Origin of the sequence: Acinetobacter sp. V110_1 (assembly GCF_031798975.1) — a bacterium.
Classification (GTDB): Bacteria; Pseudomonadota; Gammaproteobacteria; order Pseudomonadales; family Moraxellaceae; genus Acinetobacter; species Acinetobacter nosocomialis_A.
This window is the reverse complement of the sequence record NZ_JAVQNN010000030.1, coordinates 1,396,290-1,408,482: the sequence shown is the minus strand read 5'-3', so window position 1 is coordinate 1,408,482 and position 12,193 is coordinate 1,396,290. Positions and strand designations below refer to the sequence as shown.

The window sequence follows — 12,193 nt, the reverse complement described above, 5'->3', positions numbered from 1 at the left end:
CCTTTAAGCTAAATATTTTTTTAGAGCTTTTGCTAAATGAAAACCAAGTAATGGAGGTACAGCATTGCCGACCTGCCGATATTGTTGGGTCTTATTTCCTTTGAATATAAAGTCATCTGGAAAACTTTGTAATCGGGCATTTTCACGGACTGTTGGTACTCTATTCCACTTATAATGAAAATGATTGCGATGACCTGTATCAATAGTATTTGATGGTTTTTGGCTGTGATATCTGGTCCAGGCTACATTAAATTTACGGCTAGTCCCTATACCTTCAGGAAGATCTTTGTGATTTCCGCCTTCTGGAACTAGAGATATTACTTCTTTCACCATTTCTGTATGGGCAGTACCGACATGGTTAAAAAGTACCATAGAGTTCTTTCTCATGTGCTCTTGATATGGAGATTGTGGAAGCACTGAATATTGAACTTCATCTTTGCCTAAGTCATTTTCTAGACTAGGTAAATCACTAATTGCCTCTTCACATGTGATGTAGTTCTCTTGCGTTAGAATTGGTTCTGGAAAATTGAATTCTTTCCCGTTCTTCAATCCAACAAAAAAAACACGCTTTCTTATTTGTGGAATACCATAATCAGGAGCGTAAAGAGTTTTAAAGTTAATAGTGTACCCTAAGGAACCAAGTTGATCGAGAATGGCTTTTTTGGCTTTTCCATCATAAAGAGTGACTAGGCCAGGAACATTTTCTATAACAACAGCCTTAGGTTGAAATAGTTTTACTGCTTCAACCATTGATTGAAATAAGCTATTTCGAGAGTCATCTTCTTGTCTGGTTCCTGATAAGGAAAAGCCTTGACAAGGTGGGCCTCCTATTATCACATCAACTTTTTTTGTCCGTAATATTCTTGCGACATCTAAAAGAGTTTCTCTTTTAGATAAATCACCTTGAAAGCCAATTGCTTTCCCATGATTATACTCGAAAGTTTCTAAAGCAATTTTTTCATGATCTATACCCATTAAGATGTCATAACCAGCATCCATGAATCCACGAGAAAGTCCACCACAACCAGAGAACATATCTATGACAGTTGGTTTCTTTAATGCCATTACTGTATTGCCTAAAAAAAACGTAGAAGGATTTTAATAGATTTGAAAGAAAAATGCTGGTCAAATTCTTCGTTATAGAAATAAAAAATTATATATTCTAATTTCTGGAAATTCGAGGGATTAAAGTGAGTAAAAAACAAGTTATATCTCCAGATATGAAAGACTGGTATTTTTAAGCCATTCCTCAAATTTGCGAACTGCCCATACAAAATCTTCTTCTTTTCTGGTAGTACATTCCCACCATATACAAACTCTAATATTTAATTTGTAAAGTTGGGAGATGTTGATGAAATCTTTATCAATATTAGCCAAAATTTTTTTTCTCCAAAAAATAGCATTGGTTTTCGGCCATTTGAAATATTTACAATCATGATGGTGCCAGAAACAACCGTGTACGAAAATTACAGCATTGTATTTGGGAAAGTATAAATCAGGACAACCTGGTAAATTTTTTACATGTAAACGATATCGATATCCAAGTTTGTGAAGAATTTTTCGAATTTTTAATTCTGCCCGGGTATTTTTTGATTTTATCGCAGCCATATTTCTTGAACGTATAGGATCAACATTGCCTATTTGACCGGAATAATTTTTCATACTTATACCTCATATTTATTTTAATCTCTACTTAAAAATAAAATGAATAATTGTTATATTGGGGCAAATATTAAATTAACAATATCTTGATGAGCGATATAAAATTACTTATGCCCAGTCCGGCAGCGATAATGCAATCTTTACGAGATATCGGATATACATTGGATACAGCTGTAGCGGATATAATTGATAATAGTATAGCTGCCTCAGCTGATAAAATTGATATATATTTTTTGGGAACTTTGTCTCCTAAGCTTCTAATTATTGATAATGGTATTGGAATGTCAGAGAGCTCATTGCATGAGGCATTGAGATTTGCAGCTAAAGCTCCTGATGAAGTTCGTGCAAAAGAAGATTTAGGTAGATTTGGTTTAGGTTTAAAAACAGCATCATTTTCTCAAGTACGTAAACTTACAGTTATTTCATCACAAGATAATCAGATTTCTGCAGCAGAATGGGATTTAGATTATGTAATTAGTAATGATAAATGGCTACTAAAAGTTCTAAAGCCTAATGAAATTCTCTTGGAAAATGAGTATCTAGAGAAAATATATCCGCATGGTACTATAATAATCTGGGAAAATTTTGATAGATTTATTATACAAAATGATGAAGAAAAACTTAAAAATTTTTCTGCTCAGTTGTTAGCTAATCTAAGAAGCCATCTTGAATTGGTTTTTCATAAATTCCTTGAAGGAACTCCGAATACAAGAAAAATTTCTATTACGTTAAATAACTATGAGCTTAAAGCATTTAATCCATTTTGCCTTAAAAATAATTTCACACAAATTCATCCACATGAAAAAATATACTTAGAGGGAACTGAAATAAAAATTCAGCCTTATACACTTCCACATTTTTCTAAAATGAATGCTGCTGAATATGAAATATTTAAAAAAAGAAGTGATTTGTTAAATAATCAAGGGGTTTATATATATAGAAATCATCGTTTAATGGTATGGGGAGATTGGTTTAGATTAATATCTAAAACAGAAGGAACTAAGTATGCCCGTATAGAGGTAAATTTTGATAAAACGATCGATCATTTATGGGATATTGATATAAAAAAATCTAAAGCCTTTCCTCCTTATGCTGTGCTAGAAAGAATTAAACAAATTATTAATAAGGTTTCAGGAGCTAGTGTAAGGATATCTACTAAAAGAATTAATAAAGCGCTAGAAACTACAGAATTACCATGGAGTCGAGTTTTAGGTCAAGGTATTAATTATTATATTAATAAAGAATTTCCATTATATAAAAGATTATATAATACATTAACTACTGAACAAAGAAAAAACTTCCAATTATTAGTTGAGGTTATAGAAAGTAGTATTCCTGTTCAGAGTATCTATGCAGATATGTCAACTAAACCTTTAGAAACAAATTTAAATAATAATTACGATAAAGAGTATGCTTATGAAAAATTTAAATTGTTTGCTGATTTTATGCAGGCAAATACCTTAAATAAAAAACAGCTAAAGCAAACAGCTTTAGGGTGTGGATTATTTAAAAATTATATTAATTTTTTAGATGAATGGGTTGATGAATATTATGCTTGATACAAACCAATATAATTTAGCACGTACAGCAATTTTTAAATGTCCTGTCGAAAGTGGACCATTTGAAATTGAATATATCCAAAAAACTGTTAAAGAGGTAGCTAATTTTTTTGGTTATGGCGGAGACCTAACAAATGTTATCCGCTACGTAGAATCTAAAGTAAATTGTAAGATGGATCTCGGCACCTCTGTAGTTAGTGCAGAAGCTGAACATGATAAAGACTGGATTAAACAGATTACAGCTGAAGAAAAAATATATGCGACATCTTATGAGCATTATTTACGTGATAAAGGGATGGCACCAGGAGTAGTTAATTCAATCTCACGTGTAAATGATAATATTTTAAGCTTATTAGGTAACCCAAAGACAGGAAATTATGTATTTCAACGTCGAGGATTAGTAATAGGTGATGTCCAGTCTGGAAAAACTAGTAATTATCTATCATTATTAACAAAGGCTGCTGATGCAGGATATAGATTTATTATAGTTATTGCGGGGATTCATAATAATTTAAGATCTCAAACACAACAACGTATAGATGAGGGCTTTGTAGGTAGAGTTAGTGGAAATGACCGAAAAAAAACACCTATTGGAGCCGCATTACAATTTAACGGACAATTTCCACATCCAGCGTCATTTACAACCGTGGATCAGGACTTCAATAAAAAACTAGCTGATTCTATCGCTACGGAAATAAGTAATTTTAATAAACCTGTAATTCTTGTAATTAAGAAAAATGTTTCAACTTTAAGAAGTTTGTATGACTGGTTGGTTAATTTCAATATGGAAGGTGCCAAATCTAATGGCCGTATTAATGTGCCTATGTTATTAATTGACGATGAAGCCGATAATGCTTCTATTAATACGAACAATCCTGAATTGGACCCTACTAAAACAAATAACTATATTCGTACTATTTTGAGCTCTTTTAATCAAGCAAGTTATGTAGGGTATACAGCTACACCTTTTGCTAACATTTTTATTGACCCGGAATCTTATACTGGTTCAAATGAAGATCTATTTCCAAAAGATTTTATTTATAATTTAGATGCTCCAACTAATTATTTTGGTGCAAAAAAAATCTTTCTTGATAAAGAATTTAATTATGTACATGTTCCACTAGAATCAAGTGAAATTGGTAAATATTTGCCATTAAAACATAAAAAGACATTTATAGTTCATGGAATTCCAGATTCTATGAAAGAAGCTATTTGTTGTTTCCTTATTACTAAATGTATTCGTAACTTAAGATTGGATTCTAAAGCTCATTGTTCAATGTTGATCAATGTTTCGACATATGTAGATGTGCAGAAACAAATAAAGGAAAAGATATTAGATTATTTAACGGATTTAGGTAATGAAGTTATTGCGTTTTCAAGTATGCATAATGCGTTAGAATATGAGCACATTGCTTTTCTAAATCAAACATTTAAAAAGTATTATAAAAATTCGCTTGATTTAAACCAAAATATTATTGAATGGAATCAAATTTCGAATGAACTAAGAAAGACTTTTGATGATTCTATACAAAAGGATTATGTTTTTAAAACATGTGTAGTAAATAGTAAATCTCAAGATTCATTAGATTATGCGGAGCAGCGTAATTGCGGTTTGATGGTAATTGCAATTGGTGGTTTTAGTTTGTCACGAGGTCTAACTATTGAAGGCCTTACCGTGAGTTATTTTTACCGCAATACTCAAATGTATGACACTCTTCTTCAAATGGGAAGATGGTTTGGTTATCGTCCTCAATATGAAGACTTATGCCGTATTTATATGACTGAGGAAGCATATTCTTGGTATGAACATATAACTATGGCTGCTGAAGATGTACGTGTTCAAATTGCTCGAATGAACCAACTAAAGAAAACACCTAAAGATTTCGGCCTTTATGTTAAAGCTAGTGATTTAGGATTAATAATTACTGCTCGTAATAAAATGCAAACTGCACAAGGGATATCTTTAAATCGTAGTTTTAGTGGTCAATTAAAAGAACAAACAACTTTTACAGTTAATGACGAAACACATGAAAAAAATTATAATGCTTTGAAGTTTTTTTGGGAAAAAATTAGTAATAAATATATACCAAAAATGGAATCGACAGGTATTTTCTTTCAAGATGTTGAAATTAGCAAAGTGATAGAGCTATTAGCAGAATATAAATTTGGAGCAAATGGTAGTTGGTTGAATGATAAGATTCCGCCAAACCAAGTAATTATGGAGGCTGTGGCTCGTTATATAGTAGAAATACAATCTAAATATCCATTTATGGATGTCATTTTTAGATCAAAAAATAATACTACTTCTGAATTATGTAGTTTTGAAAATATTAAAGCAGTTGAACGTAATCAGGTACGATGGTTAGATAATCAACATCAACATTATATTCTTAATAGATCTCGATTAGGATCAGATAAAGACGAAAAAATAGGCCTTAATACGGATAGTATTAATAAGATTCAAAAACCTACAGCGAAAAATTTTAGGGAAATTCGTAATAAGCCTTTAATGATATGTTATCTGGTAGAGCTTAAGTTGCAAGAAAATGAAATGGATGAACCTCAACAACTTAGTTGGAGTAAAGAAATTAATAAAGGTTTCCCTGCATTAAGTTTTAGTTTTCCATTTGGGGATGAAGAAAAAGAGGTTCAAATTTACGCTAATCGTATTTATATCGATAGTTATAAAGAAGAAGAAGATTTTTTGGAGGAAGCATAATTATGACAATATTGCAGTGGAGTGAACTCACTATTCCCCCAAAACATTCATTTACAACTCGTCGTATTGATGAAAATTTGGAGGCAGATATTTTTATCGCTCGAGATGATGAAAATTTTTTTTCTATTCTTGTACAACATAAACAAGATTTGCGGTATTTATTTAATAAATACCGCGTAGATATAGGAGCTATTATTTTAGATTATAGAGAATTAACTTCAGGTTTTATGTTACAGTTTAAACTGAAAAATATACAATTACTTGAGTATTTTGATCAGTTTATACAGTTTGTTTTAAAAGATTTACAGCAAACTGATAATGAAAAGTTAATTGTTGAAGCCTTTCTAATTAAACTAAAAAATTGGAAAAAATTTATAGCAACAATTAAACATGGTAAATTAAGTCCAGAGCAAGTTAGAGGCCTGTTGGCTGAAATAAGTTTTTTAGATAACTTGCTTGATAAATACCCGGATGATGCAGAGAAAATCCTATGCTCATGGTATGGCCCTGAGCGTTTACATCATGATTTTATTTTTAAGGATCTTGCAGTTGAAATCAAATCAATTAGCAGTATTGATAAACGTAGTATAAAAATTTCATCTTTATCTCAACTTGAAACAAATCTTTCTGAACTCTATTTAAATGTAGTAGCTGTTTTAGAAGCTCCAGAAAATAATGTTAATAAAATTAATTTAAATAGAATGGTTAATCACCTTAAAGATAAGCTGAGTAAACTTAATAATATTGAGTTGCTTTCAATATTTGAAAGAAAGTTGTTCGAGTCATATTATATTGAAGATCAAGCTTATGATAATGAATATTATATTATTCGGCATTTAAATGACTATATAGTAAATAAAGATTTTCCACGAATTTGTTCAGGATTAATTCCAAATGGTATTTTAAATGTTAGTTATGAAATAGATTTAAATATAATTGACTCTTATAAAGTGAATCACTTAATGCTAAAAGTGGGGGGAGCATTATGAGTGATTTATATCAATTTTTTAAAAATTTGCAAAAAGATGTAGCTGCTTCTGCTAAAGCATTTAATATTTATAGTATCGAAGCTTTTATTGGAGAATTTATTCATGAGTTAATTGAGTTGGGTGATTTAAATGATTTTGAGTTTTGTGAAAATCCTAAGCATATTGGAGCATATATACATGGGTTTAATATTGATACGAATGAAAATACAGAAGCAATAACATTAAATTTAATTGTTACTGACTATGATCAACGTGCTGAACTTGAAAATTTGAATTATACTGAACTAAGCTTATGGTTTAAGAGGCTATTAAAGTTTTTTAAAGAGTCATATAACCATGAATTTAGTAATAAATTGGATCCGTCTACAGAAGTTTATCGTCTTGCCGATTATATAGATGTATATAAAGATAAAATTGAAGAGGTTAATTTATTCTTCTTTAGTGAGCGTGAAATTTCTAAAAATTTAAATAAAGACTTACAAAGAGAAGAATTTGAAAATATTAATATTAAATATCATTTGTGGGACATATCCCGTCTCTATAAGTTAAAAACTTCTGGACTAAGTAGAGAGGCTTTAGAAATTGATTTGGCTAATCGTTATCAACAATATCTTGAATGTCTTCCAGCACATATTGGAGATACCGCCTTACAATCATATTTAGTTATTTGTCCTGGTGATATCTTGGCCGATCTCTATAATGATTATGGGTCAAGATTACTTGAACAAAATGTTCGAAGTTTTTTACAGGCTAAAGGAGGAGTAAATAAAGGTATTAGAAATTCAATTTTGAAGGAACCTGAATATTTTTTCTCTTATAATAATGGTATTACTGCGACAGCTTCAGATGTAGAAATTTTAACTAAAGATGGAAGAGTTTATATTTCAAAAATAGTAGATTTACAAATTGTAAATGGAGGACAAACTACAGCTTCACTAGCTAAAACAAAAATTAAAGATAAGGCAGATTTATCTAAAATTTTTGTTCAAATGAAATTGACAAAAGTTTCACATGAACAAAGTGAAAAAATAGTACCACGTATTTCACAATATGCTAATACTCAAAATAAAGTAAATCTTTCAGATTTGTCTGCAAACCACCCTTATCATATAAAAATAGAAGAACTATCACGAAAAATGTGGGCACCTCCTGCCAAGAATACGTTAAGAGATTCAGGATGGTTTTATGAAAGATCACGAGGTCAATATAATGAGATGCTTTCAGGAAGTAATAGAGTACTTTTAAAAATAAAATATCCTAAAAATCAATTATTTACAAAAACTGATTTAGCTAAATATATGATGGTTTGGGATCATTCTGAACCTAAATGGGTAAATATGGGAGCACAAAAAAACTTTAATAAATTTTCAGAATATATTATTAAAAATTGGAAAAATATGGAAATCGAAGGAGAAATAAATGAATATTATTTCAAAAAAATTGTATCCCGAGCTATTATATTTAAAGAAACAGAAAAAATAGTTACTTCACAACCATGGTACACGAATGGTTACCGGGCTAATATAGTAATTTATACTTTAGCCTATTTATCTTATTATTTGAAAAATCAAAATAAGATAATTGATTATCTTAAACTATGGAAGGAACAAAGTTTAACAAAAGCATTTGAAGAGGTCCTAGTTGAATTAACTAGGGAAATTAATAGAATCTTAATAAGTCCAAATTTAGCTAGAACAACTAATAATATTTCTGAATGGGCTAAGAAAGATGCCTGTTGGGGCACGATACTTGCAGAGACAAGTAAATTAAATAATTGTATTAAAGACGAATTTATAAATGAGTTAATGGATGGAAATTTAGAAGATCAAAATAACGAAGCAAAAAATAAGCAAAGATTAACTGACTCTATATCTATTCAAAATAAAATTAATGCGATAGATAAATATTACTGGAAAGATTTTTTAAATTATTTAGAGAAAGAATATACTTTAAGTTTCAAGGAAAGGGGTATTTTAAAGTTAGCTAGTGTTGGAAGACAAAATCTTTCAGCTAAACAGTGTTTTGTATTGGGTAGAATTTTGGATAAATATCAGAAAGATTTTGATGAATATACTTCTGCTGAGAAAGAAACACGAGAAAATTGGTAGTAGCTAATTCCATATTTAGAGACTAAATAAATTAGCTATTATATTAATTTAACTGTTATATAAATTTCACGGTAAAATAAATTATATACTTTATAGCTCTTGTTGAAAATAATTTTAATTTTTCAATAATTTAAAGTAGTTTATTCTATATGATATAGAGACAAAGGGTTAAGGAAAACACTCAGCCTATATCATTTTTATCGCATCAAGTACACTGTTTTTTAGAAAACTTGGTATTAAAATAATAGGGTATATCTAAGAGTGTTGGATTTTTAATGTAATGTTGGTGGACGTGGATTCAATCTCATCTTCCCACTAATATTATCTAAAAAAGCTACTTATGATAAGTGACATTTTATTTAAAATTTTTATAGTGATGCAATCCAACTTCCTGAATATTTTTTCTAATTTATTGTGATTAAAATGATTCTGATCATATGTAAATAAAATACAGTTAATCATAATTTGGAATATTTTTATGTATGCTGCGATGAGGATCAATTTTTATATAATTCTAAGTATTTTCTAATTCGACCAGTATAGTTAACAACATATGTTTGGGTAACTGAAATAACGGTATCTTCATGTTTGATAATAGCTTCTACGACATTGTAATCATTCTTTGTTAGTGCAAATATTCTTATAATTCTTAATTTATTGAAAATATAATAATAGCTTTACGCGTTTAATTTATTAAAGAAGAATTTATAGTTAAGTTCATTATGAGTTAAAGATATAAATCAATTATTTAATTGAGTATTTAGGCTTAACTATTAATAGCTGTTGATTATTGTGGCATAGCTTGTAAAAAATAAGTAATTGTTTTTTCATATAATATTTTTTAAGTAATGAAAGTGAAAAGGTGGTGTTGGATTATTTTATATCAGGGAATCCTTTATTTAGTTTTTTGACAGGTAAAGATCGACCTCAACAGGGGAGCTTATGGTTTGGCTAAGTAAAATAATTGAATATTTTAGCGATAAATAATTCTTTATATAACAAAATTCGAAATAATTGTATAGCTAACCATATATTTTAAAAGATATTTTAGCGCTTTGAATTATTTTTTGATAAAATATATGTATAAATATATTTTTTTGAAATTTTAGTAAGAACATGAGTATAGAAATAATTGAAGAAGAGGGTTTTTTAGATACCTTAAGGTTAGTAAGCAATACTAGTGGTGGATGCTCAGCAAGTACCAGATTAGCAACAGTTTGTTGGCCTGATGGTGAAGAAGCGGATACTTTTATTAAGATTTTTCCTTATATAAATAGAAATAAGGAAATTATTAATGAAAGTTTTGGCTATTTAATGGCGAAAAGGGCTTCTTTGAGACAGTCTCCTAGAGCAGCTCTTATTAAAATATCTGTAGATGATATCCCCGCAGACCCAAGAGATACATTTGCTAAGCAATATGGATTTTATTATGCATGGGCTTGTAGAAGTATTGGAAGCAGTAATATGAAAAAACTTTATTTTTCACCACCGTATGAAAGTGCTACAACTGAAGAGTTTTCAAACTATTTTCATGCATTAACAGAATGGGATGATTTCGAAAAATTACTAACATTTGATGATTGTATTGGTAATTGCGATAGGAACCCAGGAAATATTATTTTTATTAATAAAAATGATCTAGCTATTATTGATCATGGTTTAATTTTTGGTGGAAAAGATTGGGTAAACAATGGTCTATTGAATGCCCATAACTTTCAAAATTGGCTAGAGAATTTTTTTATACAGCAACATGATGGTAAGCCATCTATGATTGCTTGGCAACCAATTATAGATGCATCCAAAAATAACGTGAAAATATTTGATGAGCCGTATTTTGATGAGATCACTTATAAGATGGAAGCGGTCTTTAACAGTCTGATACCAAGTGTACCCACAACAAAAGTGGTTATTGCTATTTTAGTGCAGTACTTTAAAGACCGTTTGCAAGAAAGCGTTGCACGTTTTAATGGGTTGTCTTCTTATTTCAATAGTAGTGTGGGAGCTATCGCACCATGAGTAAGCTACATATAGTAAAAACACAAAACTCAAAAATTTTACGAGGTGAGTGGTCTTTAATCCAATGGAATCCTGATATTGCAACAGAAGAGCTTTTAAATATTGGTGTTGCATTAAATATTAATGGAAAAATTAATTTTAAAATGCTTGATCGGTTTGAAAGGCTGTCCTGTCTTTTTGATGATAATGTTATTCAGCATGTACAGGATATCATTGAACTTTCATTACCTGCATTTGAAAATAACTGTAGAAAATTTTCTGAGCAAATTAAATGGATTGATAAAGGATTAGCAAAAGGTAATTCAGAACAAGAAATATTGGATAGACTCTATAATCGTGTCATTACTCTAGCAAAAGAATGCAATAAAAAGTCCACAAGATCAGATTTTAAAACTATTCAAAGTGATGCACTTATCAATAGAATAACTAAAAAGTTTAGAGATAAGATGAAGGATAACCCTTTATTATCAGGTGTAATTCCTAATCAAAAATATATTGCATTTAATGATGATAGTCTTTTAGTTCCCCTTCGAGGGTCTAAAGGTTATGGAGGAATTGTTTCAACAGTAACACCTAATTTAGATAGAATAAGTAGTAATTATTTAATGAATGTTAATGACTTAAAAACAGCTGCAATCTTAAATAATAAAGAGCCAACTTTTTTTATCTTAAGCCCATCAGATGCTGAGTTAAATAAGTTGGACAGTGACAAAGCTGAAAAAATTGATAATTTAATTGAAAGCCTAAATCGTAAACAAGAGCAACAAGGAATAAAAATAGAATGTGAATCATCTGAGCTCATACTATTAGATAAAATTCAGTACTGGGCTGAAAAAGCAGCTTAATAAAAATAAAGGGGCTCCAAATTTTGGAGCCTTTTTCTTAATAAAAGATCTATATAGGTGAAGTTAATAAGTACTTGTTCTAATGATATATTGCTTATCATAATAAAGTAAGTGGTTTGCTGAGCTCTTCTTATTTAGATATCAATTCTTGAATAGTGGATCTTTCAATTGCTTTAGCTTCTCTAAATATAATTCGCTAATTAAAAGAAACTCTCTAAACATTTGATTCCCCCAAGGCCCCCGTGCCACAACAGAACTTTAATTTTTTGCGCTGATTTAAAGTCATCCACCATTG

General features: G+C 29.8%; 8 protein-coding genes. 6 read left to right on the top strand and 2 right to left on the bottom strand.

Annotated elements, in window-relative coordinates:
* Positions 1-3: 3 nt before the first annotated feature.
* Entirely contained in the window at positions 4-1,065 is a 1,062-nt protein-coding gene (locus tag RMA95_RS17415; protein ID WP_311072213.1) for a DNA cytosine methyltransferase, read from the bottom strand.
* 141 nt (positions 1,066-1,206) lie between these two features.
* The gene (locus RMA95_RS17410) at positions 1,207-1,662 is read right to left on the bottom strand and encodes a very short patch repair endonuclease (RefSeq protein ID WP_311072212.1); all 456 of its coding nucleotides are present in this window, start codon (positions 1,660-1,662) and stop codon (positions 1,207-1,209) included.
* Between the two features lie 131 nt (positions 1,663-1,793).
* On the opposite strand from RMA95_RS17410, the gene RMA95_RS17405 reads away from it, so the two are divergent.
* The 6 genes from RMA95_RS17405 to RMA95_RS17380 all read left to right on the top strand — a co-directional run bounded on the left by RMA95_RS17405 (position 1,794) and on the right by RMA95_RS17380 (position 11,898).
* Positions 1,794-3,221 (top strand): ATP-binding protein, encoded by a 1,428-nt coding sequence (locus tag RMA95_RS17405; RefSeq protein WP_311072211.1) that lies wholly within the window; start codon positions 1,794-1,796, stop codon positions 3,219-3,221.
* Entirely contained in the window at positions 3,205-5,940 is a 2,736-nt protein-coding gene (locus RMA95_RS17400; RefSeq protein ID WP_311072209.1) for a Z1 domain-containing protein, read from the top strand. Before RMA95_RS17405 ends, RMA95_RS17400 begins: the two co-directional genes overlap by 17 nt.
* Positions 5,941-5,942: 2 nt before the next feature.
* The gene (locus tag RMA95_RS17395) at positions 5,943-6,929 is read left to right on the top strand and encodes a PD-(D/E)XK motif protein (RefSeq protein WP_311072208.1); all 987 of its coding nucleotides are present in this window, start codon (positions 5,943-5,945) and stop codon (positions 6,927-6,929) included.
* The gene (locus RMA95_RS17390; protein ID WP_311072207.1) at positions 6,926-9,037 is read left to right on the top strand and encodes an AIPR family protein; all 2,112 of its coding nucleotides are present in this window, start codon (positions 6,926-6,928) and stop codon (positions 9,035-9,037) included. The genes RMA95_RS17395 and RMA95_RS17390 overlap by 4 nt, the downstream gene beginning before the upstream one ends.
* A 1,116-nt stretch (positions 9,038-10,153) precedes the next feature.
* The gene (locus RMA95_RS17385; protein WP_311072206.1) at positions 10,154-11,053 is read left to right on the top strand and encodes a hypothetical protein; all 900 of its coding nucleotides are present in this window, start codon (positions 10,154-10,156) and stop codon (positions 11,051-11,053) included.
* Entirely contained in the window at positions 11,050-11,898 is an 849-nt protein-coding gene (locus RMA95_RS17380; protein WP_000040033.1) for a DUF3037 domain-containing protein, read from the top strand. The genes RMA95_RS17385 and RMA95_RS17380 overlap by 4 nt, the downstream gene beginning before the upstream one ends.
* Positions 11,899-12,193: the final 295 nt, after the last annotated feature.

Coding starts and splice junctions, on each gene's coding strand:
- RMA95_RS17415 (WP_311072213.1), bottom strand. CDS start 1,065: ATGGCATTAAAGAAACCAACTGTCATAGATATGTTCTCTGGTTGTGGT.
- RMA95_RS17410 (WP_311072212.1), bottom strand. CDS start 1,662: ATGAAAAATTATTCCGGTCAAATAGGCAATGTTGATCCTATACGTTCA.
- RMA95_RS17405 (WP_311072211.1), top strand. CDS start 1,794: ATGCAATCTTTACGAGATATCGGATATACATTGGATACAGCTGTAGCG.
- RMA95_RS17400 (WP_311072209.1), top strand. CDS start 3,205: ATGAATATTATGCTTGATACAAACCAATATAATTTAGCACGTACAGCA.
- RMA95_RS17395 (WP_311072208.1), top strand. CDS start 5,943: ATGACAATATTGCAGTGGAGTGAACTCACTATTCCCCCAAAACATTCA.
- RMA95_RS17390 (WP_311072207.1), top strand. CDS start 6,926: ATGAGTGATTTATATCAATTTTTTAAAAATTTGCAAAAAGATGTAGCT.
- RMA95_RS17385 (WP_311072206.1), top strand. CDS start 10,154: ATGAGTATAGAAATAATTGAAGAAGAGGGTTTTTTAGATACCTTAAGG.
- RMA95_RS17380 (WP_000040033.1), top strand. CDS start 11,050: ATGAGTAAGCTACATATAGTAAAAACACAAAACTCAAAAATTTTACGA.